The sequence below is a fragment of the Kitasatospora sp. NPDC098663 genome, from assembly GCF_044760075.1.
GTDB lineage: Bacteria > Actinomycetota > Actinomycetes > Streptomycetales > Streptomycetaceae > Kitasatospora.
This window is the reverse complement of the sequence record NZ_JBIWAP010000048.1, coordinates 41,833-68,157: the sequence shown is the minus strand read 5'-3', so window position 1 is coordinate 68,157 and position 26,325 is coordinate 41,833. Positions and strand designations below refer to the sequence as shown.

The following is a 26,325-nucleotide window of genomic DNA, read 5'->3' as shown; positions in this document are numbered from 1 at the left end:
GTTGACTTTTGGCACGCTGTTGAGTTCTCAAGGAACGGACACTTCCTTCGGACCGCCTTCCAGCGGGCCCTCCGGGCGCTTCGTTCTTTCGTGTTCCCAGCTTACCAGATGTTTTCCGCTCCGTTTACCGGAGGTTTTCGCATCTGAAATCTGGTGTTAACCGCCAGGTCGTGGCGACTCGGCCAACCATAGCGGGTCACCCGCCGGAGTGCGAATCGGGGCGCTCCCGGTGTCACCCGGTCGGCGGCATGATTTGTTGCTCTCGCGAGCATATACAGCAATGGTCCCGATTCGCCAAGATGCCTGTAGAGTGCGGCGCATCGACTAAGAGGACTAGACCACTAAACGGTCGGTGAGCCGCCGGACGACGAGCCGGGCTGGGCGTGGGTCTTCGCCCGGGAATGTCAACAGATGTCCGAAGTTGACATGATTTAGGCTTCAGTCGATCGTCCTGCCGCTGCTCGCGGCCGCTCGCTGTACCGCTCACTTGGGAGGCAGAACCATGACCACTGTGACGTCGCCGCTGACCGGCAAGGTCGTCGGGCTGGCCGGCGTGCCCGACCCGGTGTTCTCCGGCGCGATGGTCGGCCCCGGCACCGCGATCGACCCGGAGCGCCGGCCGACCGAGGCGGTCGCTCCGGTGGACGGCGTCGTCGTCTCCATGCACCCGCACGCGTTCGTCGTGGTGGACGCCGAGGGCCACGGTGTACTGACCCACCTGGGGATCGACACCGTGCAGCTGAACGGCGAGGGCTTCGAGCTGCTGGTCAACAAGGGCGACACGGTGACCCGCGGTCAGGCCGTCATCAAGTGGGACCCGGCCGCCGTCGAGGCCGCGGGCAAGTCGCCCATCTCGCCGATCGTGGCGCTGGAGGCGAACCCCGACTCGCTCGGCGACCTGCGGGAGGACGGCGACGCCGTCTCCGGCGAGGCCCTGTTCAGCTGGAGCTGACCTCTTACTTTGCACACACCCGCCCCGCAGGAGTTGTCGGGGCGGCCCGGCACACAGCGGTTCCCGGCGGGGCCGCTCCTCTCAGCGGAGACAGGTGACATGAAGAAGACGCTGCGCGGCGTGGGTGTCAGCCACGGGGTCGCGATCGGCCAGGTGCGGCACATGGGGACGGCGGTGCTGGAGCCCCCGGCCACCCAGATCCCGACCGAGGACGCCCCCCGCGAGCAGGCCCGTGCCCAGGCCGCCGTCGAGGCGGTCGCCGCGGACCTGATCGCCCGCGGCAACCTGGCCGGTGGCGAGGCGCAGGCCGTCCTGGAGGCCCAGGCGCTGATGGCGCAGGATCCGGAACTGATGGCCGACGTGTCCCGCCGGATCGCCGTCGGCAGCAGCGCCGAGCGCGGTGTGTACGACGCCTTCGCCGCCTACCGGGCACTGCTCGCCTCCGCCGGCGACTACCTGGCCGGGCGGGTCGCCGACCTGGACGACGTCCGCAACCGCATCGTGGCCCGGCTGCTGGGCGTGCCGATGCCGGGCGTGCCGGACAGCGACGAGCCGTACGTGCTGTTCGCGCGGGATCTGGCGCCGGCCGACACCGCGCTGCTCGACCCGACGCTGGTGCTCGGCTTCGTGACCGAGGAGGGCGGGCCGACCAGCCACAGCGCCATCCTGGCGCGGGCGTTGGGCGTGCCGGCCGTGGTCGCGCTGCCCGCTGCGACGGACGTCGCCGAGGGCACCGTCGTCGCCGTGGACGGCAGCTCCGGTGACGTGCTGCTGGAGCCCTCGCAGGAGAAGCAGGACGAGCTGCGGGCGGTCGCCGCCCAGCGCAAGGCCGCGCTGGCCGCGTCCTCCGGCCCGGGGCAGACCTCGGACGGGCACCGCGTGCCGCTGCTGGCCAACGTGGGCGGCCCGGCGGACGTGCCGGCCGCGCTGGAGAACGGCGCCGAGGGCGTCGGCCTGTTCCGGACCGAGTTCCTCTTCCTGGACGACTCCGCGAAGGCGCCCACCGAGGCCAAGCAGGTCGAGGCGTACCGCAAGGTGCTGGAGGCGTTCCCGGAGGGCCGGGTCGTGGTCCGGGCGCTGGACGCGGGCGCGGACAAGCCGCTGGACTTCCTCACCCCGGCCGACGAGCCGAACCCGGCGCTGGGCGTGCGCGGTCTGCGCACCCTGCTGGAGCACCCGGAGGTGCTGCGGACGCAGCTGCGGGCGCTGGCCAGGGCCGCCGAGGGCCTGCCGGTGCACCTTGAGGTGATGGCCCCGATGGTGGCCGACCGCAAGGACGCCAAGGACTTCGCCCAGGCGTGCCGCGAGGCGGGGCTGGAGGCCAAGTTCGGCGCGATGGTGGAGATCCCGTCGGCCGCGCTGCGGGCCCGGTCGATCCTCCAGGAGGTCGAGTTCCTGTCGCTGGGGACCAACGACCTCGCGCAGTACACCTTCGCCGCCGACCGTCAGGTGGGCGCGCTGGCCCGGCTGCAGGACCCGTGGCAGCCGGCGCTGCTGGACCTGATCGCCGCGGCCGCCGAGGCGGCGCAGGCGACCGGCAAGAGCTGCGGCGTCTGCGGTGAGGCGGCCGCCGACCCGCTGCTGGCCGTGGTGCTGACCGGTCTGGGCGTCACCAGCCTCTCGATGGGCTCGGCCTCGATCCCCTACGTGCGGTCGACGCTGGCCAAGTACACGCTGGCGCAGTGCCGCCGGGCGGCCGAGGCGGCCCGGGCGACGGACAGCGCCGAGGAGGCGCGGGCCGCCGCGCAGCAGGTGCTGTCGGGCGAGTAGGACAGGCGAACAGCAGGAAGGGGTGCTCCCACCGGGTCGGTGGGAGCACCCCTTCGGCGTTTCCGGTCAGGCGGGGCTCTGCCGGTCGCGGCGGAGCTGCTCGAAGAAGCGCAGGTGGTCGATGTCGTCGACGGAGCCGGGGTTGACGGCCTGCTCCAGCGGGGTGCCGGAGAGGATCCACTTGACCGGGACCTCGATGCGCTTGCCGGTGAGGGTGTGCGGGAGGCCGCGCACCGCGATGACCTCGTCGGGGACGTGGCGCGGGGAGAGCTCGGTGCGCAGCGAGGTGCGGATGCGGCCGATCAGCCCCTCGCCGAGCTCGGCGCCGGGGGCGAGGACGACGAACAGCGGCATCCAGTAGCCGCCGTCGGGCTCCTCCAGGCCGATGACCAGGGATTCGGCGATCTCGGGAAGGCGCTCGACGACCTCGTAGATGTCCGAGGAGCCCATCCGGACGCCCTGGCGGTTGAGCGTGGAGTCGGAGCGGCCGTGGATGACGACGGTGCCGCGGGAGGTGACGGTGATCCAGTCGCCGTGGCGCCAGACGCCGGGGTACACGTCGAAGTAGCTGTCGTGGTACCGGGTGCCCTCGGGGTCGTTCCAGAAGCCGGTGGGCATCGACGGGATGGGCTTGGTGACGACGAGTTCGCCGACGGTGTCGGTGTGCGGGTGGCCCTGGACGTCCCAGGACTCGACGGCGGCGCCGAGGCAGGGGGCCTGGATCTCGCCGAGGTGGACGGGCAGGGTGGGGACGCCGCCGACGAAGCAGGAGCAGACGTCGGTGCCGCCGCTGACGGAGGCGAGCCAGACGTCCTCCTTGACCTCCTCGTAGATCCAGCGGAAGCCGTCGGGCGGGAGCGGGGAGCCGGTGGTGCCGATGCAGCGGACGGCGGAGAGGTCGAGGTCGCGGCCGGGGTGCAGCTCGGCCTTGCGGCCGGCGATCACGTAGGCGGCGGAGGTGCCGAGGACGGTGGCGCGGGTGCGGGCGGCGACCGACCAGAGGGCGCCGGTGTCGGGGTGACCCGGGCTTCCGTCGTAGGTGACGATCGTGGCCCCGACCAGGAGGCCGGCCAGCAGGAAGTTCCACATCATCCAGCCGGTGGAGGTGTACCAGAGGAAGCGGTCCCGGGGGCCGAGGTCGAGGTGGAGGCCGGCCTGCTTGAGGTGTTCGAGCAGGATGCCGCCCTGGCTCTGGACGATGGCCTTGGGCAGGCCGGTGGTACCGGAGGAGTAGAGCACCCAGAGCGGGTGGTCGAAGGGGACGGCCTCGTAGACCGGCTCGACGTCGTCGGCGACCAGGTCGTCCCAGTACAGGGCGCCCTCGGGGGCGGGGGCGCCGAGCAGCGGGACGTGGACGACGGTGCGCAGGGTGGGGAGTTCGCGGCGCAGTTCGGCGACGACCTCGGTGCGGTCGTGGTCCTTGCCACCGTAGTGGTAGCCGTCGACGGCGAAGAGGACGGCGGGTTCGATCTGCTGGAGGCGGTCCAGGACGCTGCGGGCGCCGAAGTCGGGGGCGCAGCTCGTCCAGATCGCGCCGACGGCGGCGGTGGCGAGGAGGGCGACGGCGGCCTGCGGGATGTTGGGCAGGTAGGCGCTGACGCGGTCGCCGGGGCCGATGCCCCGGGCGCGCAGGGCAGCGGCCAACGAGCCGACCTGGCAGCGCAGTTCGGACCAGGTGAGGACGGCCGGCTGCTCGGTGGTCTCGTCGAGGTGCAGGACGGCCGGGCGGTCGGCGTTGGCCGGGTCCCCGGCGGCGCGCAGGGCGTGTTCGGCGTAGTTGAGGCGGGCGCCGGGGAACCAGCGGGCGCCGGGCATGGCGGGGTCGGCGAGGACGGCCTCGGGGGCCTGGGTGAAGCGGACGTCGAACCACTGGGTGATCGCGGTCCAGAAGCGGTCGAGGTCGGCGGTGGACCAGGCGTGCAGGTCGGCGTAGCGCTGGGCGGCCTGCTGGTCGTCGGCGGCCGGGGCGAGCGGGGCGGCCGGGGCGCCGTGGTGTTCGGCGGCCCAGGCCTGGAAGGCCACCAGGCTGGTGGCTGCGGCGCGAGCGGGGTTGGGGCGCCAGAGCGGTTGGTCCTGGGGTGGGGTGCTCACGGTGGTGGTCTCCCGGCCGGTGGTGGGGACGGGAGTGCTTGTGGCAGGCCCGTCCGGTTGGGCTGTCGGTGCAGACCATGCCATGCGAGCGGCCGCTGCGCCAGGGTCCGCCCGGTGGGTGCCGGGCCGGTCAGCGGCCGAAGATCCCGCCGCTGGACTCGCCGCCGAACTCGCCGCCGAACCAGGAGCGGGAGACCCGGGTGTGGAAGGGGAAGGCGAGCGGGGTGTCGGGGGCGGCGAGCTGCCAGCCGTCGGTCTCGTCGGTGGGGCGCGAAGGCGGGAGGGCGGCGAGCGGGCGGGCCGGGAGCAGGCCGAAGAGGCAGAGGAAGCCGCCCCTGGCGTCGGAGTCGGTGGCGACCAGGGTGATGTCGGCGGCGTCGGCCAGGATGCCGGTCTCCTCGCACAGTTCGCGCACGCACGCCTGCTGCCAGCTCTCGCCGTAGTCCACGTAACCGCCGGGGAAGGCGAGTTCGCCGTAGCCGGGCTCGATGGTGCGGCGGATGACGACGAGGGTGGGGTCGGCGTCGGGGCGGGTGACCGGGAGGAGGGTGACCACGACGGGCAGCGGGTTGCGGTAGCTGATCTCGGCGCAGCCGGGACAGGTGCGGGGCCAGCGGTCCGTGCCGACCGGGTAGGGCGTGCCGCAGAAGTGGCAGTGGGAGAACGGCTGGTTGACCGTGTGTGTCGGGTCGTCAGTGGTCATGGCCGGATGGTAGCCGGGTGCGCGCGGCTGCCGTCAGCGGAGCTCGCCGTCGCGGGTGGGGCGGAGCAGGGCGGGGTGCAGGAGGCTGGCGTCGCCGGCGTGGTAGGTGCGGGCCCGGGGGCCGCCGCGGGCGCCGCCGCGGGCGGTGGTGGCGCCGGTGCTCTCGACGAAGCCGGGGACGGAGAGGACCTTGCGGTGGAAGTTGCCGGGGTGGAGCTTCTCGTCCCAGACGGCCTCGTAGACGGCGCGCAGGTCGGGGATGGTGAAGTCGTAGGGCAGGAAGGCGGTGGCGAGCGGGCTGTACTCGAGTTTGGCCCGGACGCGGTCGAGGCCGTCGGCGAGGATGCGCGCGTGGTCGAAGGCGAGCGTGCGGGAGGACTGGCCGGTGGGCCCGCCGACACCACCCCCGTGGGTGTCGGCGGGCGCACCGGCGGTTCCGGGTCGGCCGCAGGGCCGTGTGCCCAGGTCGAGGTCGGCGACGGGGTGCCAGGTGGCGGCTGCGGCGTCCGTGCCGGCCTGCGGGTCGGGCAGGTCGGGGGCGAAGGCGAGGTAGGCGACGGAGACGACGTGCATGCGCGGATCGCGCTCGGGGGCGCCGTAGGTGCCGAGCTGTTCGAGGTGGACGCGGCAGAGCGCGGCCTCGACCTCGGAGCCGCCGAGCAGGCCGGTCTCCTCGGCGAGTTCGCGGGCGGCGGCCTCGTCCAGGCTCTCCTCTCCGGCGCGCAGGAAGCCGCCGGGCAGGGCCCAGCAGCCCTGGTGGGGCGGGGCGCCGCGCTGGACGAGCAGGACGTGCAGGCCGCCGTGGCGCAAGGTCAGGGCGACCACGTCGACGGTGACGGCGATCGGGGCGTAGGCGCGCGGGTCGTAGGCGGCGAGCCACTCCTGCTCGCTCGCGGGCGTGGTCGGGGGCGGGGTGGACGGGTCGTCCGCTTCCATCACCGGCTCCTCTCCGCGCTCGCCGCCGTACGGGGTGCTGTCGTTCTCCGGCTGAGCACAACGTAGCGATTCCGTTCCCCAGCGGCAAATGGTTTTCCGGGTCCGCGGGGGAGCCCGGCTTCTAGGCTGTGACCAGGAACGACCGCGCCCGAGGAGGCCCCATGCCCACTGCTCCCCCGCCGGACTTCGCCGCGGCGCTGGCGGCCGGTCCGCTGGTGCTGGACGGCGGGATGTCGAACCAGCTGGCGGCGGCCGGGCACGAGCTCCTCGACGAGCTGTGGTCGGCGCGGCTGCTGGCGGACGCGCCGGAGGCGGTGGTGGCGGCGCACCGGGCGTACTTCGCGGCCGGGGCGGACGTCGCCATCACGGCGAGCTACCAGGCGAGCTTCGAGGGCTTCGCCCGGCGCGGAACGGGCCGGGCCCAGGCCTCGCGGCTGCTGGCGCGCAGCGTGGAGCTGGCCCGGGAGGCGGCGCGGGCCGAGCCGGGCGGGCGGCGGCGCTGGGTGGCGGCGTCGGTGGGGCCGTACGGGGCGGTGCTGGCGGACGGCTCGGAGTACCGGGGCCGGTACGGGCTGAGCACCGCGGAGCTGGTGGCCTTCCACCGGCCGCGCCTGGAGGCGCTGGCGGCGGCCGGGCCGGACGTGCTGGCGCTGGAGACGGTGCCGGACGCGGACGAGGCGCGGGCGCTGCTGGAGCTGGTGCGCGGGCTGGGAGTGCCGGCCTGGCTGTCGTTCAGCGTGGCGGGCGACCGGACCAGGGCGGGCCAGCCGCTGGCGGAGGCGTTCGCGCTGGCGGCCGGGGTGGACGAGGTGCTGGCGGTGGGCGTGAACTGCTGCACCCCGCAGGACGCGGACCGGGCGGTGGCGCTGGCGGCCGAGGTGACCGGCAAGCCGGTGGTGGTGTACCCGAACAGCGGGGAGGAGTGGGACGCCGCGCGCCGGGACTGGCGCGGCGAGCCGACGTTCCGCTCGGCCCGGGTGGGCGGCTGGCTGGCGGGCGGCGCACGGCTGGTGGGCGGCTGCTGCCGGGTGGGGCCGGACGGGATCGCCGCGCTGGCGGCGGAGGTCGCGGTGCGGCGGGGGCGCTCCGGCGGCATCGAGGAGTGAGGGACGTCGGCGGGCGAGGGACGTCCGGGGTGAGGGACGTCCGGGCGTGAGCGGCGCAGGCGGGTCGGCGAGCGGCGGAGGTTAACAAACGGCCGAGCGCGGGTTACCGAGGGGGAAGGTGCACGGACCGGCGACGGCCTGGCAGACTCGTCCCGTTACCACTGCGGTCGACAATGTCGACCGCCTGTCAGCGCGGAGGTCCCCATGCCCGGCCCGATCCAGTCGCTCTCCCGGGCCGCCGCGATCTTGCGCCTGCTGGCCGGCGGTGAGCGCCGCCTGGGCCTGTCCGAGGTCGCGACGTCGCTGGACCTCGCCAAGGGCACCGCGCACGGCATCCTGCGCACGCTCCAGCAGGAGGGGTTCGTCGAGCAGGACGCGGAGAGCGGCAAGTACCAGCTGGGCGCCGAACTGCTGCGGCTGGGACAGAGCTACCTGGACGTGCACGAGCTGCGGGCGCGGGCGCTGGTCTGGGCGGACGACCTGGCCCGGGCGGCCGGCGAGACCGTCTACCTGGGGGTGCTGCACCAGCAGGGCGTGCTGGTCGTACACCACGTCTTCCGGCCGGACGACACCCGGCAGGTGCTGGAGGTCGGCTCGATGCAGCCGCTGCACAGCACCGCGCTGGGCAAGGTGCTGCTGGCCTACGACCCGGTCGCGCGCGGCGAGTTGGGCGACGGGCCGTACGAGTCGTACACCCTGCGCACGCTGACCGAGGCGGCCGACGTGGACGCCGAGTGCGCGCTGATCCGCGAGCGCGGCTGGACGGACTCGATCGAGGAGACCTGGGAGGGCGTGGCCTCGATCGGCGCGCTGATCCAGGACCGGCGGCGCAACCCGGTGGGCGCGGTGTGCATCAGCGGCCCGGTGGAGCGGGTCTGCGAGGACGGCTTCGTGAAGCCGTCGCTGGTGGCCTCGGTGCGCAGCGCGGCACGGGCGATCTCCCGCGATCTGGGCGCCGGGCGCTTCTGAAACCCGAGGCCGCACCGGCGGCCACATCGTCACGCTGAGGCGCGGACGGGCATCGGCCTGTCCGCGCCTTGGCGTTTTGACCCGGTTTGTCCCGCTCCGCTGGGTAACTTCGGGGGAAGGGTCACAGCTCCGTAACCCTGCCTTGACGTGAGGGCAACCAGGGGAGGAAGCTTCCGCATAACGGTCGACATTGTCGAACGATGGCCGGGAAGATCACTCCCCCGATGCGCTCACCCGCACAACGATCGGCCGGCCGCCCCCACCCCACCTCCGGGCCATATGGACAAGGGAGTCTTTGTGTCCGCGTTCTCCAACGGCGACGTCTTCGTCGGCGAAACCCTCGGCACCGCCGCCCTGATACTTCTCGGTGGCGGCGTCTGCGCCGCCGTGACCCTCAAGAAGTCGAAGGCCCTCAACGCCGGCTGGCTGGCGATCACCTTCGGCTGGGGCTTCGCGGTCCTGATCGCCGCGTACATCTCGGCTCCGAAGTCCGGCGCCCACCTCAACCCGGCCGTCACCGTCGCGCTCGCCATCAAGAGCGGAGACTGGAGCCAGGTGCCGCTCTACCTCGGCTCCCAGCTCATCGGCGCGATGATCGGCGCCGTGCTGGTCTGGCTCACCTACCTCGGCCAGTTCCAGGCCAACGAGGAGCCCACCCTCGGCATCTTCTCGACCGGGCCCGAGATCCGGAACCCGATCCAGAACGTCGTCACCGAGGTCATCGGCACCTTCATCCTCTGCATGGCGATCCTCACCCTCGGCAAGAACGACGGTCTGGCCGCGGGCGGCCTCAGCACCCTGATCGTGGCCCTCACGGTCGTCGGCATCGGCCTCTCGCTGGGCGGCCCCACCGGCTACGCGATCAACCCGGTCCGCGACCTCGGCCCGCGCATCGTGCACTCGCTGCTGCCCATCCCGAACAAGGGCGGCTCCGACTGGTCGTACGCCTGGGTGCCGGTCGTCGGCCCGCTGATCGGCGGCGCACTGGCCGGCGGTCTGTACAACGCGATGTTCTGACGGGCCGGGTTCGAACCCGCCGAGCACGGGGACCGACCACTGTGTCGGGCCCACCCACCCCGTAACCCCCGAATCCCGAGCCGAGGACCCTCTGATGACCTCCACTGGCAACTACATCGCCGCGATCGACCAGGGCACCACCTCCAGCCGTTGCATCATCTTCGGCGCCGACGGCCGGATCGTCGCCGTCGACCAGCAGGAGCACCGGCAGATCTTCCCGCAGCCCGGCTACGTCGAGCACGACGCCGCCGAGATCTGGACCCGGGTGCAGTCGGTCGTCCGCGGCGCGCTGGAGAAGGCCGGCCTGACCAAGGACGACATCCGCGCGATCGGCATCACCAACCAGCGCGAGACCACCGTCCTGTGGGACAAGAACACCGGCGAGCCGGTCCACAACGCGCTCGTGTGGCAGGACACCCGCACCGAGGGCCTCTGCCGCGAGCTCGGCCGCAACGTCGGCCAGGACCGCTTCCGCCGCGAGACCGGCCTCCCGCTCGCCAGCTACTTCGCCGGCCCGAAGATCCGCTGGCTGCTGGACAACGTCGAGGGCCTGCGCGAGCGCGCCGAGGCCGGCGACATCCTGTTCGGCACCATGGACACCTGGGTGATCTGGAACCTCACCGGCGGTGTCGACGGCGGCAAGCACGTCACCGACGTCACCAACGCCAGCCGCACCATGCTGATGAACCTGCACACCCTGCAGTGGGACGACAAGATCGCCGAGTCGATGGGCGTGCCGATGGCCGTCCTGCCGGAGATCCGCTCCTCCGCCGAGGTCTACGGCGAGGCCGTCGGCGACCTGGCCGGCGTCCCGGTCGCCTCCGCGCTCGGCGACCAGCAGGCCGCGCTGTTCGGCCAGACCTGCTTCGACGAGGGCGAGGCCAAGTCCACCTACGGCACCGGCACCTTCCTGCTGCTCAACACCGGCGAGAAGATCGTCAACTCGTACCACGGCCTGCTGACCACCGTCGGCTACCGGATCGGAGACCAGGCCCCGGTCTACGCCCTGGAAGGCTCGATCGCCGTCACCGGCTCGCTCGTCCAGTGGCTGCGCGACCAGCTCGGCATCATCTCCACCGCCGCCGAGATCGAGACCCTCGCCAACACCGTCGAGGACAACGGCGGCGCCTACTTCGTCCCGGCCTTCTCCGGCCTGTTCGCCCCGTACTGGCGCTCCGACGCCCGCGGCGTGATCGCCGGCCTGACCCGGTACGTCACCAAGGGCCACCTGGCCCGGGCGGTCCTGGAGGCCACCGCCTGGCAGACCCGCGAGGTCGTCGACGCCATGCAGAAGGACTCCGGCGTCGAGCTCACCGCCCTCAAGGTCGACGGCGGCATGACCAGCAACAACCTGCTCATGCAGAACATCGCCGACGTCCTGGACGCCCCGGTCGAGCGCCCGTACGTGGCCGAGACCACCGCCCTCGGCGCCGCCTACGCCGCCGGACTCGCCGTCGGCTTCTGGACCGACCTCGACACCCTGCGCGCCAACTGGCACCGCGCCGCCGAATGGACCCCGCGCATGGACGAGGCCACTCGGGAGCGCGAGTACAAGAAGTGGCTCAAGGCCGTGGAGCGCACCATGGGCTGGGTGGAGGAAGAAGAGATCGACTGACCGACAAGCCGGTCGGGGCCCCGAGCCCCGGCCGGCCGCCCGCCGTTCCGGCAGCGGGTGTCACCGCGTTTCACCGGCCCGCCGCACCGGGCCGACCGGCCTCTCAGCAGAGGCCGCACCGCACACGAGAGGAGTAACGGCGCCGCCTGACCCGCGCGCCGTACACAACCACCATGGCAACCATCCCGACCCTGGGCGCCGAGCGCACCGCCGGCCGCACCGCCTCCCGCGCCGAGACCCGTGAGCTGCTCGGCAAGGCCACCTACGACCTGCTGGTGATCGGGGGCGGCATCCTCGGCACGGCCGTCGCCTGGACCGCCTCCCAGGCCGGACTCAAGGTCGCCATGGTCGACGGCGGCGACTTCGCCGGCGCCACCTCCAGCGCCTCCTCCAAGCTCGTCCACGGCGGTCTGCGCTACCTGCAGACCGGCGCGGTCAAGCTCGTCGCCGAGAACCACAAGGAGCGCCGCGCGCTCGCCACCGACGTCGCACCGCACCTGGTCAACCCGCTGACCTTCTTCGTGCCCGTCTACAAGGGCGGCCCGCACAGCGCGCCCAAGCTCGGCGCCGGCGTCTTCCTGTACTCCGCGCTGTCCGCCTTCCGCGACGGCATGGGCCGGGTCTCCACCGCCGCGCACGCCGCCCAGCAGGTGCCCGCGCTGCGCACCGAGGGCCTGCGCTCGGTGGCCGTCTACGGCGACCACCAGATGAACGACTCGCGCGTCGCCGTGATGACCGTGCGCGCCGCCGTCGACGCCGGCGCCGTGGTGCTCAACCACGCCGAGGTCACCGGCCTGCGCTTCACCGCCGGCCGGGTCACCGGCGCCGAGCTGCGCGACCGCCTGGACGGCACCGAGTTCGGCATCGACGCCCGCCTGGTGCTCAACGCCACCGGCCCGTGGGTGGACCACCTGCGCAAGATGGAGGACGCCGGCGCCGCGCCGTCGATCCGCCTCTCCAAGGGCGCGCACGTCGTCGTCAAGCGCCGCTCGCCGTGGCGCGCCGCGCTGACCATCCCGATCGACAAGTACCGCGTCTCCTTCGCCATCCCGTGGGAGGACCACGTCCTGCTCGGCACCACCGACGAGGAGTACACCGGCGACCCGAAGGACGTCCGGGCCACCGAGGCGGACATCGACCAGATCATGGGCGAGGCCGCGCACGCGATCCGCGACGAGCACCTCGACCGCGACCTGATCACCTACTCCTTCGCCGGCCTGCGGGTGCTGCCCGGCGGCCCGGGCGACACCGCCGCCGCCAAGCGCGAGACGGTCGTCACCGAGGGCAAGGGCGGCATGCTGTCGGTCGCCGGCGGCAAGTGGACCACCTACCGCCACATCGGCCGCACCGTGCTGGAGAAGCTGGCGCACGTGCCCGGCACCAGCCTCGGCGAGGACATGTCCCCGATCGCGGCGACCGTGCCGCTGCCGGGCGTCGGCGCGCCGAACGCCGTCGCGCACCGGCTGCTGATCGACCGCGACCCGGGCTCCCGGATGGAGCCGCTGGTGGCCAAGCACCTGGCCAGCCACTACGGCACGCTGTCCTTCGAGATCGCCCGCATGATCGACGAGAACCCGGAGCTGGGCCGGCCGATCCACGAGGACGGCCCGGACGTCTGGGCGCAGGTCGCCTACGCGGCCGAGAGCGAGTGGGCGTACACGGCGGACGACGTGCTGCGGCGCCGCACCACGATGACCGTGCGCGGGCTGGACACGCCGGAGATCCGGGACGAGGTCGAGGCCTTCCTCGCGAAGCGCGGGACCAAGTAGGCGCAGCCGAGCAGGCGCGGCGTCGCCGAGGGCGGGCACCCGGGTTCTCCGGGTGCCCGCCCTTCGTGCGCCCGGCTCGCCCGGTCGGCCGCTCAGACCGGCGTGCCCGCCTTGATGACGTGGCGGAGGTGGCGGTCGGGGCGGGTGAGGACGGTGAGGTCGGCCAGTGGGTCACCGTCGACGAGGAGGAGGTCGGCGTGGGCGCCCGGGGCGAGGGTGCCGATCCGGCCCTCCAGGCCGAGCAGGCGGGCGGCGGTCGTGGTGGCCGAGCGGAGCACGTCGGCGGCGGGCTGGACCTGGCCGCGGATCGTGAACTCCTCCAACTGGGCCGGGTGGAGGGGGCCGAGCAGGTCGCTGCCGTAGACCAGGTTGACGCCCGCGCGGTGGGCGCGTTCGAGGGCGGCCAAGCCCTGGTCGCGGACCTCGGCGAGCTTGCCGAGGGAGGCCGCCGGGAGGCCGGAGCGGGCGCCGAGCTTCGCGGTCTGCTCGTAGGCGACGAGGGTGGGGACCAGGAAGGCGTCCTTCTCCAGGAGCAGCGCGATCGTGCCGTCGTCCAGCAGGTTGCCGTGCTCGACGCAGCGCACCCCGGCGCGCAGGGCGCGGTCGATGGCGCGCGGGTGGTAGGCGTGCACGGTGACGTAGCGGTTGTGGTTCTCGGCCTCCTCGACGGCCGCGCGGATCTCCTCCTCGCTGTACTGGACGGCGGCGATCTCGTCGTGCGGGGAGGCGACGCCGCCGGAGAGCAGCACCTTGAGGTGCCGGGCGCCCTTGCGGAACTCGTCCCGGGCGGCGGCGCGGACGGCGTCCACGCCGTCCGCGATCCGGCCGAAGTTCGGGCGGGATTCGCAGCACGGCAGGGCGTCGTCGCCGAGCGGACGCAGGTCTCCGTGGCCGCCGGTCTGGGAGAGCGCCTTGCCGCCGTGGAGCAGGCGGGGGCCGAGTGCGAGGCCCTCGTCCAGGGCGCGGGCCATGCCGTGGTCGGCGCCGCCGACGTCACGGACGGTGGTGAAACCGCGGCGCAGCATGCGTTCGGCCTCGGCGAGGGCGCGGACGGTCGCGTAGCCGGGGGTCCAGTCGGCGACGTCGTGCGGGTCGAGGGTGGTGACCAGCAGGTGGACGTGGGCGTCGATCAGGCCGGGCAGGACGGTGGCGCCGCCGGCATCGAGGACCTGGACGCCGTCGCCCGCGGCGGTCGGGCGGCCGGTGCCGGTGGCGGCGATCCGGCCGTCGGCGGTCTCCAGCCAGCCGGGCTCCTCGGTGCGGGTGCCGTCCTCGGGGTGGAGCAGGTGGGCGTTGGTGATCAGCAGTCGGTTCATGACGCTGGTCCCCCTCCGGTTCGGTACGGGATGGATTCAGTACGAGCCGTACTGAATACGTCCCGTACTGAATACACCATGTATCGTGCTTCTGTGAACCCGCCCCCGGCCGATGCCGCCCCCGCCCGACCGCCCCGCCGCCGCGTCCACACCCGGGCCCGGCTGCTCGCGGCGGCGGGCGAACTGTTCCTCGCCGTCGGCTTCGCGCGGACCAGCATCGAGGACGTCTGCGCCGCCGCCGGATACACCCGCGGCGCCTTCTACTCGAACTTCGCCGGCAAGGAGGACCTGCTGCTGGCGCTCTTCGACGACCAGGCGGCCGACCGGATGGCCGAACTGGCGAAGCTGGCCGGCGCCGACGAGGCACTGGCACCGCAGGAACGGGCCCGGCTACTGGTCGAGGCGCTGCTGAGGGTCGAGCCGGCCGAGACCGGGTGGATCCTGCTGTTCCTGGAGTTCCGGCTGCTCGCCGCCCGCAGCGAGGGGCTGGCCGAGCGGGTCGCCGAGCACGACCGTGCGGTCGCGCAGGCGCTGGCCGCCGTCCTGGAACGGGCGCTGCCCGAGCTGGTGCCGGCGGGCGCCACCGCCCGGCAGACCGCCCAGGTGATCCTGGCGGCGCGCGAGGGGCTGCTGGCCCGGACGGCGGCGGGCGGCGCGGCCGCGGAGGACCTGCTGGACGCGACGGCGGCCGTGCTGTCGGGGCTGCTGGGCTGAGCCCCGGTCCGTCGGACACGCCCGAGGGGCGGCACCCGTACGGGTGCCGCCCCTCGGCGGATGTCGGCGGCGGCGCCGGGCGCCGTCGGGACTAGATGATCAGGCTGAGCGGCATGATCAGGGCGATCGCGACGACCGAGATCACCGTCTCCATCACCGACCAGGACTTCAGCGTCTGCCCGACGCTCATCCCGAAGTACTCCTTCACCAGCCAGAAGCCGGCGTCGTTAACGTGCGACAGGAAGAGCGAGCCGGCGCCGATCGCCAGGACCAGCAGGGCCGCGTGGGTGGAGGACATGTCCGCGGCGAGCGGGGCGACGATCCCGGCGGCGGTGATGGTGGCGACCGTCGCCGAGCCGGTGGCCAGGCGGATCAGCACCGCGATCAGCCAGCCGAGCAGCAGCGCCGAGATGTGCCACTTGCCGGACCACTCGCTCACCGCGTTGCCGACGCCCACGTCGATCAGGGTCTGCTTGAAGCCACCGCCGGCGCCGACGATGAACACGATGCCGGCGATCGGGCCGAGCGACTTGCCGACGGTGTCGGAGATCCGCGCCTTGTCGAAGCCGGCCGCCTTGCCGAGGGTCAGCATGCCGAGCAGGGTCGCGGCGAGCAGCGCGATCAGCGGCGAACCGATGAAGTCGAACACCCGCTGGCCCAGAGCCTTCGGGTTGTCGATCACCACGTCGGTCAGGGCCTTGCCGAGCATCAGCACGACCGGCAGCAGGATGGTCGCCAGCACCGCGCCGAAGGACGGGGTGTGCTCGGGCTTGGCGCTCTCCTCGGGGGCGGTGGCCTTCGGGATCTCCAGCGGGCCGACCCAGCGCTCGGCCAGCCGGGAGAACAGCGGGCCTGCCACGATCAGGGTGGGCACGGCGATCAGCAGGCCGAGCGCCAGGGTGATGCCGAGGTCCGCCTTCAGGGCGTCGACGGCGACCAGCGGGCCCGGGTGCGGGGGCACCAGGCCGTGCAGCACGGACAGGCCGGCCAGCGCGGGGATGCCGATCCGCATCAGCGGCACGTTGCCGCGGCGGGCGACCAGCAGCACGATCGGGATCAGCAGGACGACGCCGACCTCGAAGAACAGCGGCAGGCCGAGGACGGCGGCGATCAGCGCCATCGCCCAGGGCAGCGCCCTGTTGCCCGACCGGGCCAGCACGGTGTCCGCGATGATGTTGGCGCCGCCGGAGTCGGCGAGCAGCTTGCCGAGCATCGCGCCCAGCCCGATCAGCAGGCCGACGCCGGCCACGGTGGAGCCGAAGCCCGTGGAGAAGCTGTTGAGCAGCTTGTCGAACGGGGCGCCCGCGACGGCGGCCAGCAGGCCGGAGCCGAGCGTGAGGGCGAGGAAGGGATGCAGCTTCAGCTTGGTGATCAGTAGGACGATCACACCGATGCTGAGCAGGACCGCGATCAGCAGCTGGGAGTCGCTGCTGGTGTGCGGCAGGGCCGGTGGGGCGGCCGCGAGCAGAGTGGGGGCAATACTCACGCGAGGTCTCCATTGACCGGCCGCAGCAGCGCCACGGCCATCTCGACGAGTTCTTCGGGGGACGGACCGACGTCCAGGACGGCGCCGCGCTCGTGCGCGCCCAGGGGTTCCAGAGCGGCGTACTGCGAGTCGAGCAGCGACGGCGGCATGAAGTGGCCGGTGCGGTGGGCGAGCCGGTCCTCGACCAGCTCGTGACCGCCGCTGAGGTGCAGGAAGTAGGCGCCCGGGCAGGCCGCGCGCAGGGTGTCGCGGTAGCGGTGCTTCAGCGCCGAGCAGGTGACCACGCCGCCGGTGCCGTCCTCGGCCCGCTCCTTGAGCCAGGCGCCGAGGGCGCGCAGCCAGGGGGCGCGGTCCTCGTCGTCCAGCGGGATGCCGGCCGACATCTTGGCGATGTTGGCCGCCGGGTGGAAGTCGTCCGCCTCCGCGTAGGGGAGGTCGAGGCGTTCGGCCAGCAGGCGGGCCAGGGTGGTCTTGCCGACACCGGAGACGCCCATCACCACGATGGTGAGAGGGGTGTCCGGGAGGTCGTGGTTCTCGACGCTGAGAGCCATGGGTGGTGCTCCTTCGTTGCCTGGCCGCCACTATCGCCTCAAAGATATGACGTATTCAAGTGGTGGAAACCAAATCGTCATACTTTTGGGCTGTGGGGTAGATCGCAGGGCGCGGGACCCGGTACGCGCCGGTGGTGGCGGCGGGGCGGGCGTCTACGCTGGGCGGATGGAGATCCAGGGGCTGCCCGGCCGGCTGCTTGACGAGCTCGGGCCGGCGATCGCGTCGGGGGAGATCCCCGAGGGCGCGGTGCTGCGCGGCGAGGAGCTGGAGGAGCGGTTCGGGGTGTCCCGGACGGTCGTCCGGGAGGCGGTGCGGATCCTGGAGGGGATGCGCCTGGTGGCGTCCCGGCGACGGGTCGGGATCACCGTGCAGCCCAGGTCGCTCTGGGACGTCTTCGACCCGCTGGTGATCCGCTGGCGACTGTCCGGCGCGGACCGCTCGGCCCAGCTGCGCTCGCTCGGCTCGCTGCGAGTGGCCGTCGAACCGGCCGCGGCCGCGCTCGCCGCGGTGCACGCGAGCGACGACGACCGGCGCCGACTCGGATCGCTGGCCGTGGAGTTGACCGTCTCGGCGCGGGCCGCCGACCTCGCCACCTTCCTCCGGCACGACATCGACTTCCACGCCACCGTGCTGCGCGCCTCCGGCAACGAGATGTTCGCCCACCTCGGCGACACCGTGGGGGCGGTGCTCACCGGGCGGACCGAGTACCATCTGATGCCCCATCAGCCGGAGCCGTACGCGATCCGGCTGCACCGCGAAGTCGCCGACGCGATCTGCGCGGGGGACGCCGTCCAGGCCGAGCAGGCCATGCGGACGATCGTGGCGGGCGCCCTGGAGGAGCTCAACCTGCAGTTGGGCTGACCTCCCCCGGCGGCGGGCCGCCCGCTGCCGGCTGCCCGGATCACGCGCTTTGACGGCAGTTCGGTGGATTCGGACGCATAGTCCTGGTTCGACGGGGCAGAGTGAGGCAAGGGGGCGCGTTTCGCGTGCGCCCGTCCCGTGTCCGCCACCGAGTCCGCGCCTGGGGGTCGATCGATGTCCGTGCCACGCCGCCGTCGCCGCCTGCCCGACGAGGTGCGCGCCGCCGCCGTCCGGGCGGTGCTCTGCCTGTCCTTCACACTGGTCGGCGTGGTCGTCGCCACGCTCGCCTCGTACGCGGACAGTTGGCTGATGACGCCGGCGCTGATGGCGATGGGGCTCGGGGTGTTCGGCACGATGTGGTGCCTGCTGGAGATCCTGATCTCGCGTCAGGTCGCCGCCCAGCGGCAGCGCGCGCCCGGCTCCGCGCACCCGATGGCGGGCAGCCGGGCGCCCGACCCGCTGGCCGCCCGGCCGCTCCCCCGGCCCGGCGGGCCGCAGCGCCAGCCGCGGCTGCCGGCCGCGTAGGACGCCCGCGGCCGGCGCCGCCATCAGTCCTCCGGGACGGCCCGGTAGTGGGTGGTGAGCCGGCCCGTGTCGTCCAGGACGTGGAAGGCGAGCATCGGCGGCTGGGTGAAGGAGATGCCGGGCCCGCCCTCGCAGGGCAGCGTGACGGTGGAGACCACCCCCGGGGCGACCAGCAGGGGCAGCCCGGCGAAGGTGGTGGCGGCGCCGGTGTGGGAGTGGCCGCAGAGCAGGCCGGCCACCCGGGGGTGCCGGGCCAGCACCGCGCCGAGCGCCTCCTCCCCGAACTGGCGGATCGGGTCGACGTTCGGCAGGTGCAGGACGGCCGGCGGGTGGTGGAAGGCCACCAGCGCGGGCAGGTCGGCGCGGCCGCCCGCCAGTTCGGCGTCCAGCCAGGCCAGCGTCTCCTCGTCCAGCAGGCCGTCGTCGCGGCCCGGGATCGAGGAGTCCAGCATCAGCACGTCGGCGCCGGGCAGTCGGTGCAGCCGGTTGACCGGGCCGTCCGCGGGGGCCTCACCGAGCAGCGCCTCCCGGTAGGGCGCCCGGCGGTCGTGGTTGCCGGGGCAAGTGAGCACCGGGTACCGGCAGTCCAGCACCTTGGCCACCTGCTCGTACTCGGCGGGCAGGCCGTGGTCGGCGAGGTCCCCGGTGACGAGCACGGCGTCCAGCGGACCGGGCAGGGCGTCGAGGTACGCCATCACCTGCCCGGCCCGCCGCAGGGCGCGGCCGCCGCCGTCCTGGCGGTGCTCCTGCCCGAGGTGGATGTCACTGAAGTGCGCGATCGTCAGCATGGACGCCACGCTAGTCAGTTGCGGACTGCACCGGAACCTCGGCCGGACGCTTGAACATCCGGGTGGCGGTGATCTCGCCGTGGACGGCCGGGCCGTCCGGGTCCTGCGGGGCGGGCAGACCGGGGCGCAGGTGCTCCTCGACCGAGATGTACTTGAGGCCCGCCCGCAGGTCGGCGTCGTTGCGCAGCCGGATGACCAGCGGGAACTCGGCGAGCGCGGTGGTGTCGAACAGGCCGGTGGTGTAGATCAGTTGGACGCCGAGCGCATCGGCCACGGCCCGCTGGAGCTCCAGCAGGTAGGTGGCGTTCGCGCGGCCGATCGGGTTGTCCAGGAACAGCGTGCCGGCGTGCCGCAGCTGGGACTGGCCCCGGTCGTTGGCGCGCAGCGCGGCCATCGTGCAGTACAGCGCGATGGCGGCGGTGAGCAGCTGACCGCCGGAGAAGACGTCGGACATCTGGCCGACGCCGACCCGCTCGGCGCGCAGCACCGCGTCCGGCTTGAGGATCTCGACGCTGACGCCCTTCGGGCCGATCGCGGCGGCGACCCCGCGCAGCAGCAGGGACACGCCGTCGCGGCGCAGGTCGCTGTTCTTGCGGACGGCGGCGCGGGTGGCCTCGTCGATGACCTCGCCGAGGCGCTCGACCAGGGTGGCGTGGTCCGGGTCCTCGAAGCGGATCCGCAGGAACTCCTGGCCGGACCACTCCCCCAGGCCCTCGGGCAGCCGGGAGAGCCGCTGGGCGGCGCGCAGGGTGGTGAGCGAGGACTCGACCAGGCCGCGCAGGCGGTCGACGATCGAGCCGCGGTTGCGCTCCAGCTGGGCGAGTTCGTCGGTCAGCACGCGCAGCCGGGGCGCGAAGGCGGCGGCCCAGGCGGCGGCGTGTTCGGGCAGCGCGGCGGCGGGCAGTTCGCGGATCTGCTGGCGGGCGGGAGTGCGGACGGCCTCGTAGCGGGCGGCGTTGGCGTGCCGGACGAGGGCGTCGGAGGCGTCGCGGACGGCGAGTTCGGCGGAGGACAGCTCGCCGGCGGCGGTACGCAGGGCGCGGCGGGCCTCGGCGGCGGTGCCGCGCGCCTCCGGCAGCGAGCCGAGGTAGGGCTCGACGGACTGGCCGTCGTCCTCCTGCTGTTCGCGCAGGCCATCGCGCAGCTGGCCGGCGAGTTCGTCGAAGTCGGCGGCGGCCGACTGGGCGGCGTCGAAGGTGCGTTGCAGGTCGGCGTGCGCGGTGCGGGCGGCGTCCAGGGCCTCCCGGCGTTCGGCGAGCCGGCTGGTGGCGGTGCGCAGCAGGACCTGGGCGTGCTCGGGGTCGGCGGGGACGAGGTCCTCGGGCAGTTCGGTGTGCGCCACGCCGTCGGCGGGGGCGGAGCGTTCGGCCTCGCCGCGCAGGCGTCCGAGCTGCTCGCTGGCGGCGGCGGAGCGGGCCTCGATGGTGGCGACCAGGTCCTCGGCGCGGGCGGCCGCGGCCTGGCGGCCCGGGCCGTCGGCGCCGTCGGGGCTGCCGAGGAGTTCCTCGGCGCGGGTGCGGACCTTGTTGGTGAGGCGGTCGAGTTCGGTCGCGGCGGCGGCCTCGTCGCCCTCGGCGCGGGCCTGCTCGGCGCGCAGGTCGGCGCCGACGCCGACCTTCTCGTACAGCTGGGAGGCGGCGCGGTAGGCCTCGCGCAGGGCGGGCAGTGCGGCGGGGGCGGTCTCGGAGGGCTCGTCGGCCTGCTCGGCGGCGGGGATCTCGGCGCGTTCGGCGCGCACGGTGCGGGCGGTGCGGCGGGCGTCGTCGGCGGCGCGCTGGGCGGCGCGGCGGTCCTCGTCGCAGGTGCGGGCGCGTTCGGCGCAGACGGCCTGGCGGCGGTCGCACTCGGCGGCGTCCTCGGCGAGTTCGCGCTGGCGGCGGGCCCAGTTGGCGCGCTCGCGCAGCCGGAAGGCGAGGCCGGAGAGGGCGTCGGCGCGGCGGCGGGCGCGCTGGGCGGCCTCGCGGTGCTCCTCGTGGGCGGCGGCCGCGGCGGCGTGGTCGGTCTCGGCCTCGTCGTGGTCGGCACGCAGGGTCGCCAGGGCGGCGGCGGCCTGCTCGGCGTGCTCGCGGGCGGCCTCGGCGGCGGCGGCGAGTTCGGCGAGGGTGCCGGGCGGGCAGCTGGCGTGCCAGGAGGCGAGGCGGGCGGCGAGGGCGCGGTCGGCACCGAGGCGGGCGGCGAGTTCGCGGATGTGCTCCTCGCGGGCGCCCGCCCGGGCGCGCAGTTCGCGGCGCTCGTCGTCGGCGGCGGACTCGTCGTGCATGGCCGGGTTCGGCGGCACCAGGAAGAACGCGGGCTGGTCGGTGATCGGGGCGGTCAGGGAGGCGGCGGCGCCGACGGCGACGGTGGAGCGGGGCAGCAGGGCGGCGGCCTGCAGGGCCTCGCGGGCCCGCTCCAGCGAGGCGGGGTCGGTGACGACGACGCCGTCGACGAGTTCGGGGCGGGCGGCGAGGATCGCCTCGTGGTCGGCCGGGTCGACGGACTGGGCGAGGTAGCGCCAGCCCGGCAGGGCGGGGATGCCGTGCTCGGCGAGGTACTCGACGGTGGCCAGGACGTCCGGGCCGGGCGGCAGCAGTCCGCCGTCGCCGAGGGCGGCGAGGATGCGGGAGTCGTCGGCGGCGGCGGTGCGCAGGTCGAACAGGGTGCGTTCGGCGGTGGCGATGGCCTCGTCGAGGAGTTCGCGCAGGTACTCGGCGTTGCGGTCGAGGACGGCGGGGGTGAGGAAGCCGGCGTCCTCCTCGGCCCCTGACCCGTCCTCGCTCCAGTCGGTGGGTGCGGGGGTCAGGGAGAGCAGGTCGGAGAGGCGCTGCTCGGTGGCGAGCAGGGCGGCGGTGCGCTGCTCGGCGGCGAGCGCCCGGGCGGCGGCCGTGCGGGCGTCGCCGGCGCGTTCGGCGGCGAGTTCGGCGCGGCCGGTGGCGGCGGCGGCCTCGCGCAGCCGGGCGGCGCAGGCCTCGGCGGCCGTACGGGCCTGGGCGAGGGCGGCTCCGGCGGCCTTCTCGACGTCGGCGGCGTGCAGGGCGGCACGGGCCGGGTCGACGTCGCCGTCGGCGTCGATGAAGCCGGCCTCGACGGCGGCGGCGGTCTCCTGCTCGACCTCGGCGAGGCGCTGGCGCAGGTGGTCGACCTCGCTGCGGGCCTTCTGGGCGGCGGTGGCGGCCTCGGTGGCGTCGGACTGGGCCTTGGCGCCGTCGTCCTGGAGCTCGCCGGCGCGCTGCTCCTCGGTGTCGGCGCGGGCTTCGGCGGCCGCGGCGGCGGCCTCCAGGGCGCGGGCCAGGGCGGTGGCGGCGCGGGCCCGGGCGGCGAGCGCGGGGGCTGCGTCGAGTTCGGCCTCGCGGATGGCGGCGGCGACCCGGGTGACCCGGTCGGCGGCGGCGCGCTGGCGCAGGACGGCCTCGGCGGCCTGCCAGGCGGAGTGCAGGGTGCGGGCGTCGATGAGTTCGCGGCGCAGCGCGGCGGCCTCGGCGGTGGCCGCGGCGAGGCCCAGGGTGGCGTGCCGGTGGGTGAGTTCGGCGGTGATGAGGGTGTGCCGGGTGCGGTCGGCCTCGGCGGCGGTGACGGCGCCCGCGGCGGCGGCGACCTCGATGGCGAGGTCCTGGGCGCGGTCGCGTTCGGCGGCGGCGCGGGAGGTGAGGGCGTGGGCGAGGCGGCGGGTGCGGCGTTCGGCGGTGCGGTGGGCCTCGCGGACGCTCTCGCGGGCGCCGGTGGCCTCGACGATGCGTTCCAGCAGGTCGAGGGAGCCGGCGGTGAAGTCGCGTTCGGCGGTGAGTTCGGCGCGGCGGCCGAGCTTGGCGGCGAAGCCGTGGACGAGGTCGGCGAGGCCGTCGGTGTCCCGGGTGTCGGTGACGGCGCGCAGCAGCAGGTCGGTGAAGTCGCTGTCGTGCTTGACCGCGAAGAGTCCGGCGGCCTCGCCCTCGTCGGCGTTCATCTCGCGCTGGTAGCGGAAGAGTTCGGGGTCGAGGCCGAGTTCGCCGAGGTGCTCGGTCCAGCGGTCGTGGCCGTCCTCGAAGACCAGGTCGAGGTGCGGGTGGGCCTTGCCGGCCTCGGTGAGGGCGTCGCGGAAGCCCTTCATGGTGCGGCGGCGGCCGCGGGCCTTCTGGTCGCCGGCCAGGCTGATCCGTTCGGCGACCGGCAGCGAGTCCAGGGTGAGGCCGGGGCCGGGGCGGAAGGAGTACCAGGTCTCGGCGAACTTGCGCGGGTCGGAGGAGACCTGGCGGCCGCGCCACTCGCTGACCTTGCCGACCACGATCAGCTCGCCGGTGACGGTGTGCTGCCACTCCAGCGCGACGTGGCCGCAGTCGTCGGCGAGCAGGAACTTGCGCAGCACGCCGGAGCTGGCGCCGCCGAGGGTGTTGCGGTGGCCGGGGAGCATCACCGAGAAGATCAGCTTGAGCAGGACGGACTTGCCGCCGCCGTTCTCCAGGAAGAGCACGCCGGCCGGGGCGGGGCGGCGGACCGGGCCCTCGGGGTCCTCGCCGAACAGGCCGATCTGCTGCGGGGCCGGGTCGGCGACGGGCTCGCCGACGCCGCGCAGGTCGAGCACCGTGTCGGCGTAGCGGGCGCCGGCCGGTCCGATCGAGTAGAGGCGGACCCGGTTGAGCTCGTACATGTGCGGCGGTTCTCCGTGGGCGAGTCGGGTTGGGGTGTCAGAGCGAGTGGAACGGCAGGCCTGCGTCGGCCACCAGTTCGTCGCCGGTGTCCGGCGGCAGCAGGCTGGCGGTGCCGTCGGAGACCGGGACGATGCCGAGGTCGAGCAGTTCGGCCATGGCCGCGCTGCCGGCCAGGTCGCGGACCTGGAGCTGGTAGCGGGCGGTGGTGCGGTAGGTGCCGCCGGCGTCGTCGGAGACCTTCTGCAGGAAGCCGGAGTCGACCAGGAACAGCACGGCCTTGGCGACGATGCCGATGGTGGAGCCGGAGAGCCGGCGGGCGTCCTTGGTGGCGCCGGTGGCGGTGCGCCGGGCCCACACCCGCCAGGCGGCCTCCAGGCCGGGGGCGTCGGACTGCGGGTCGGTGTTGTCGCCCTCGGTCGCGGCCTGCTCCTCCAGGCGGCGGCAGGCCTGGCGGACGAAGGCGTCGACGCCGTTGACGGTGATCCGGCCGAGGTAGCCGTCGTCGGCGAGGTCCTCGGGCCGGGGGAAGGCCATCGCGGCGACGGCGAGGTGGGCCAGGCCGTGCAGGAAGCGGTCGGTGGACTCGGTGGCGGCGCGGCGCGAGTAGTCGCCCATCCGAACGGCGAACAGCGAGTCCTCGGCGGCGGCGACGGCCATGCCGGCGCGCGGCGAGACCTCCAGGACGACCAGGCCCATGCCGGTGGCGACGGCGTCGGCGAGCCGGGCGAACGGCGGGTCCTCGCGGTGGCGGCGGACGAGTTCGGCGTACTCGGCGTCGCGGGCGGGGAGCAGCTTGGCCTGGAGGCCGAAGGAGACCAGCCGGGCTGCGTCGGCGACGTCGCCGGGGGTGATCGGGGCGGGGGCCGCGGGTTCGGTCTCGGCCGCCCAGGACGCGTCGTGGTGGGTCGTCACGGGCCGTGCTCCTCGGGGCTGTTGCTGGTACGGGCGATCTGGTGGTGCGTCGAGGCGGCGGCTTCGTCAGCCGGCGTCCTTGCGGTCGGCGGCCATGCCGGCCGCGTCGAGCAGGGCGCTGCCGACGATCAGGTCGGCGCCGCCGAACTGCGGGTCGCGCAGCGGGGTGCCGTCGTCCACGGCGAACAGCAGCCGCTCCTCGCCCTGCCGGTAGGCGGTGCCGACCGGCGGGCTGGCCGCGTGGACGGCCAGCAGGGCGACCAGGTACGGCAGTTCCGGGTCCTGTTCGCGGGCCTCGGCGAGCAGGCCGGAGAGCCGGCGGGGGGCGTCGGCGGGCAGGTCGAGCAGGAGCAGCGCGGACTCCAGCTGGGCTTCGGAGAAGCGGCTGTCGTCCGGGGTGGCGACCAGGTCCGGGTCGGGCAGTTCGGCGCCGAGGTGCTCGCGCTCGACCGGCGGGGTGAGCAGCAGGTCGACCAGGTCGGCGACCCGGACGGAGACGGGGGTGCGCAGGCCGGCGCCGCGGGCGAAGAAGGCACCGGTGGGGCGGACGGCCTGCTCGACCGGCAGCCGCAGCACGGGGGCGAGCAGCTGGCCGTAGAGGTCGATGCCGCTGCGGGCGCCGGGGGCGGCGAAGGCCTGCCGGTCCTGCTCGGCGCGGAACAGCGGGCCGGCCTCCAGCAGGCGGGTCTGCAGCTTGGTGTGCCGGCGGATGCAGTCCTTGACGATGTCGAGCAGCTCGGCGGCGCGGCGCTTGTGCTCGGCCCCTTCGGGGGTGTTCGGCTCGGCCTCGTCGCGGGCCTTGCGGATGTTGGTGAGAATCGCGTTCTCGTGCCGGTAGCGGTCGGCGATGTGGTCCAGCGCCTCGTCGATGAGGTCGGGGATGGCGCGCATCCAGTCGACGGCGCGGACGTTGCGCCGGGTCGCGTCGAGGGCGCGGCGCAGCGTCTCGGCGTACTGGACGGTGCGGTAGCGGGCTTGCTCGGCGGCGAGCTGGGCGTCGGCCAGGCGGCCGCGGCGGATCAGCACCTCCAGCTTGACCTCGGCGGCGATCTGGGCCGAGGTGACGTCGGTGTCGAGCGCGCCGACCAGGACGTTGACCGCCTCGTCGGTGGTGCGCAGGTAGACGCCGCCGTCGGGGCCGGGGACCTCCTCGATCAGCTTGAAGTCGTAGTCGCGCCGGACGTACGCGCCGTCCGCGCCGAAGGTGCCGTAGACGGCGCGGAAGCCCCGGTCGACGCTGCCGACGTTGATCAGCGACTCCAGCACCCAGCGGGCGACCCGCTCGTGCTCGGCGGCGGGGCGGCCGGCGGCCTGGGCGGCGACCCGGGGCAGCAGGCGGGCGAGCACTATGTCGCGGTCGGCGCCGGTGTCGAAGTCCATGTGCAGGGTGACCAGGTCGATCGCGGCGAGACCGACCTCGGCCATCGCGTAGCCGCCGTACTCGCCCGCCAGGTTGACCTTGCGGTTGTCCAGGTCGTGCAGGGGGGCGGTGCAGGCCAGCGCCTTGAGCCGGCGGGCCAGGCCCTCGTCGGCGGCGGGGCCGGGCGCGGGCCTCGCCGCGACGGACCCGGCGGGCGGCCGGGGGCCGGGCAGGGTGGGCGGGTCAGCGATGGCGGTCACGGTGGACAAGATTAGAGGT

The 26,325-nt window shown here is 74.2% G+C and carries 20 protein-coding genes; 10 read left to right on the top strand and 10 right to left on the bottom strand.

The window, feature by feature from the left end; all coding sequences use genetic code 11:
* The first annotated feature begins 502 nt into the window (after window positions 1-502).
* Both ACIQVZ_RS35485 and ptsP read left to right on the top strand, forming a co-directional pair.
* Window positions 503-952 carry a PTS glucose transporter subunit IIA gene (locus tag ACIQVZ_RS35485; RefSeq protein WP_350884283.1) on the top strand — a complete coding sequence of 150 codons (450 nt, stop codon included), beginning with the start codon at window positions 503-505 and terminating at the stop codon, window positions 950-952.
* A gap of 99 nt (window positions 953-1,051) precedes the next feature.
* Window positions 1,052-2,722, top strand: a complete 1,671-nt coding sequence (ptsP, locus tag ACIQVZ_RS35480; RefSeq protein WP_350884281.1) for a phosphoenolpyruvate--protein phosphotransferase — start codon at window positions 1,052-1,054, stop codon at window positions 2,720-2,722.
* A gap of 66 nt (window positions 2,723-2,788) precedes the next feature.
* Here the strand turns inward: ptsP and ACIQVZ_RS35475 are convergent, their stop codons facing one another.
* Genes ACIQVZ_RS35475 through ACIQVZ_RS35465 form a run of 3 tightly spaced genes read right to left on the bottom strand, consistent with a single transcriptional unit; the run spans window position 2,789 to window position 6,452 of the window.
* Window positions 2,789-4,897 (bottom strand): acetoacetate--CoA ligase, encoded by a 2,109-nt coding sequence (locus ACIQVZ_RS35475; RefSeq protein ID WP_402455830.1) that lies wholly within the window; start codon window positions 4,895-4,897, stop codon window positions 2,789-2,791.
* 46 nt (window positions 4,898-4,943) lie between these two features.
* Window positions 4,944-5,516, bottom strand: a complete 573-nt coding sequence (locus ACIQVZ_RS35470; protein WP_402455829.1) for an NUDIX domain-containing protein — start codon at window positions 5,514-5,516, stop codon at window positions 4,944-4,946.
* A 33-nt stretch (window positions 5,517-5,549) separates the two neighbouring features.
* On the bottom strand, window positions 5,550-6,452 hold the full coding sequence (locus ACIQVZ_RS35465; RefSeq protein WP_402455827.1) for an NUDIX hydrolase: 903 nt from the start codon (window positions 6,450-6,452) through the stop codon (window positions 5,550-5,552).
* Window positions 6,453-6,613: 161 nt separating this feature from the next.
* Between ACIQVZ_RS35465 and mmuM the strand changes: the two genes are divergently transcribed.
* From mmuM to ACIQVZ_RS35440, 5 genes are all read left to right on the top strand, one after another.
* Window positions 6,614-7,558 (top strand): homocysteine S-methyltransferase, encoded by a 945-nt coding sequence (gene mmuM, locus ACIQVZ_RS35460; protein ID WP_402455825.1) that lies wholly within the window; start codon window positions 6,614-6,616, stop codon window positions 7,556-7,558.
* A 204-nt stretch (window positions 7,559-7,762) separates the two neighbouring features.
* On the top strand, window positions 7,763-8,527 hold the full coding sequence (locus ACIQVZ_RS35455; protein WP_350884271.1) for an IclR family transcriptional regulator: 765 nt from the start codon (window positions 7,763-7,765) through the stop codon (window positions 8,525-8,527).
* Between the two features lie 279 nt (window positions 8,528-8,806).
* Window positions 8,807-9,544, top strand: a complete 738-nt coding sequence (locus ACIQVZ_RS35450) for an MIP/aquaporin family protein (protein ID WP_402455824.1) — start codon at window positions 8,807-8,809, stop codon at window positions 9,542-9,544.
* A 94-nt stretch (window positions 9,545-9,638) separates the two neighbouring features.
* Entirely contained in the window at window positions 9,639-11,159 is a 1,521-nt protein-coding gene (gene glpK / locus ACIQVZ_RS35445; protein ID WP_350884267.1) for a glycerol kinase GlpK, read from the top strand.
* 173 nt (window positions 11,160-11,332) lie between these two features.
* A complete protein-coding gene (locus ACIQVZ_RS35440) occupies window positions 11,333-12,928 on the top strand; it encodes a glycerol-3-phosphate dehydrogenase/oxidase (protein WP_350884265.1) in 1,596 nt (531 codons plus the stop codon).
* 92 nt (window positions 12,929-13,020) lie between these two features.
* On the opposite strand, the gene ACIQVZ_RS35435 is transcribed toward ACIQVZ_RS35440, so the two are convergent.
* Entirely contained in the window at window positions 13,021-14,244 is a 1,224-nt protein-coding gene (locus tag ACIQVZ_RS35435; protein ID WP_350884263.1) for an amidohydrolase family protein, read from the bottom strand.
* A gap of 93 nt (window positions 14,245-14,337) precedes the next feature.
* Here ACIQVZ_RS35435 and ACIQVZ_RS35430 point away from each other — a divergent pair, with 93 nt between their 5' ends.
* Window positions 14,338-14,958, top strand: a complete 621-nt coding sequence (locus ACIQVZ_RS35430; RefSeq protein ID WP_402455821.1) for a TetR/AcrR family transcriptional regulator — start codon at window positions 14,338-14,340, stop codon at window positions 14,956-14,958.
* Between the two features lie 91 nt (window positions 14,959-15,049).
* On the opposite strand, the gene ACIQVZ_RS35425 is transcribed toward ACIQVZ_RS35430, so the two are convergent.
* A complete protein-coding gene (locus tag ACIQVZ_RS35425; RefSeq protein ID WP_350884295.1) occupies window positions 15,050-16,438 on the bottom strand; it encodes a gluconate:H+ symporter in 1,389 nt (462 codons plus the stop codon).
* Window positions 16,439-16,440: 2 nt separating this feature from the next.
* On the bottom strand, window positions 16,441-16,995 hold the full coding sequence (locus ACIQVZ_RS35420) for a gluconokinase (RefSeq protein ID WP_350884259.1): 555 nt from the start codon (window positions 16,993-16,995) through the stop codon (window positions 16,441-16,443).
* A 166-nt stretch (window positions 16,996-17,161) separates the two neighbouring features.
* Here ACIQVZ_RS35420 and ACIQVZ_RS35415 point away from each other — a divergent pair, with 166 nt between their 5' ends.
* Window positions 17,162-17,857, top strand: a complete 696-nt coding sequence (locus tag ACIQVZ_RS35415; protein WP_402455819.1) for a FadR/GntR family transcriptional regulator — start codon at window positions 17,162-17,164, stop codon at window positions 17,855-17,857.
* A gap of 174 nt (window positions 17,858-18,031) precedes the next feature.
* Window positions 18,032-18,382 (top strand): hypothetical protein, encoded by a 351-nt coding sequence (locus ACIQVZ_RS35410; RefSeq protein ID WP_350884255.1) that lies wholly within the window; start codon window positions 18,032-18,034, stop codon window positions 18,380-18,382.
* Between the two features lie 23 nt (window positions 18,383-18,405).
* Here the strand turns inward: ACIQVZ_RS35410 and ACIQVZ_RS35405 are convergent, their stop codons facing one another.
* From ACIQVZ_RS35405 to ACIQVZ_RS35390, 4 genes are all read right to left on the bottom strand, one after another.
* The gene (locus ACIQVZ_RS35405; RefSeq protein WP_402455817.1) at window positions 18,406-19,170 is read right to left on the bottom strand and encodes a metallophosphoesterase; all 765 of its coding nucleotides are present in this window, start codon (window positions 19,168-19,170) and stop codon (window positions 18,406-18,408) included.
* Window positions 19,171-19,180: 10 nt separating this feature from the next.
* Complete coding sequence (locus ACIQVZ_RS35400) at window positions 19,181-23,773, bottom strand: hypothetical protein (protein WP_402455815.1); 4,593 nt, start codon at window positions 23,771-23,773, stop codon at window positions 19,181-19,183.
* Window positions 23,774-23,810: 37 nt separating this feature from the next.
* Window positions 23,811-24,686, bottom strand: a complete 876-nt coding sequence (locus ACIQVZ_RS35395; protein WP_350884249.1) for a hypothetical protein — start codon at window positions 24,684-24,686, stop codon at window positions 23,811-23,813.
* Window positions 24,687-24,752: 66 nt separating this feature from the next.
* Entirely contained in the window at window positions 24,753-26,297 is a 1,545-nt protein-coding gene (locus ACIQVZ_RS35390) for a hypothetical protein (RefSeq protein ID WP_402455837.1), read from the bottom strand.
* Window positions 26,298-26,325 lie beyond the last annotated feature (28 nt).

Bases quoted from the DNA above. Each gene is read 5' to 3' on its own strand.
- ACIQVZ_RS35485 (WP_350884283.1), top strand. From the start codon at position 503: ATGACCACTGTGACGTCGCCGCTGACCGGCAAGGTCGTCGGGCTGGCC.
- ptsP (WP_350884281.1), top strand. From the start codon at position 1,052: ATGAAGAAGACGCTGCGCGGCGTGGGTGTCAGCCACGGGGTCGCGATC.
- ACIQVZ_RS35475 (WP_402455830.1), bottom strand. From the start codon at position 4,897: ATGGCATGGTCTGCACCGACAGCCCAACCGGACGGGCCTGCCACAAGC.
- ACIQVZ_RS35470 (WP_402455829.1), bottom strand. From the start codon at position 5,516: ATGACCACTGACGACCCGACACACACGGTCAACCAGCCGTTCTCCCAC.
- ACIQVZ_RS35465 (WP_402455827.1), bottom strand. From the start codon at position 6,452: ATGGAAGCGGACGACCCGTCCACCCCGCCCCCGACCACGCCCGCGAGC.
- mmuM (WP_402455825.1), top strand. From the start codon at position 6,614: ATGCCCACTGCTCCCCCGCCGGACTTCGCCGCGGCGCTGGCGGCCGGT.
- ACIQVZ_RS35455 (WP_350884271.1), top strand. From the start codon at position 7,763: ATGCCCGGCCCGATCCAGTCGCTCTCCCGGGCCGCCGCGATCTTGCGC.
- ACIQVZ_RS35450 (WP_402455824.1), top strand. From the start codon at position 8,807: ATGGACAAGGGAGTCTTTGTGTCCGCGTTCTCCAACGGCGACGTCTTC.
- glpK (WP_350884267.1), top strand. From the start codon at position 9,639: ATGACCTCCACTGGCAACTACATCGCCGCGATCGACCAGGGCACCACC.
- ACIQVZ_RS35440 (WP_350884265.1), top strand. From the start codon at position 11,333: ATGGCAACCATCCCGACCCTGGGCGCCGAGCGCACCGCCGGCCGCACC.
- ACIQVZ_RS35435 (WP_350884263.1), bottom strand. From the start codon at position 14,244: ATGAACCGACTGCTGATCACCAACGCCCACCTGCTCCACCCCGAGGAC.
- ACIQVZ_RS35420 (WP_350884259.1), bottom strand. From the start codon at position 16,995: ATGGCTCTCAGCGTCGAGAACCACGACCTCCCGGACACCCCTCTCACC.
- ACIQVZ_RS35415 (WP_402455819.1), top strand. From the start codon at position 17,162: ATGGAGATCCAGGGGCTGCCCGGCCGGCTGCTTGACGAGCTCGGGCCG.
- ACIQVZ_RS35410 (WP_350884255.1), top strand. From the start codon at position 18,032: ATGTCCGTGCCACGCCGCCGTCGCCGCCTGCCCGACGAGGTGCGCGCC.
- ACIQVZ_RS35405 (WP_402455817.1), bottom strand. From the start codon at position 19,170: ATGCTGACGATCGCGCACTTCAGTGACATCCACCTCGGGCAGGAGCAC.
- ACIQVZ_RS35400 (WP_402455815.1), bottom strand. From the start codon at position 23,773: ATGTACGAGCTCAACCGGGTCCGCCTCTACTCGATCGGACCGGCCGGC.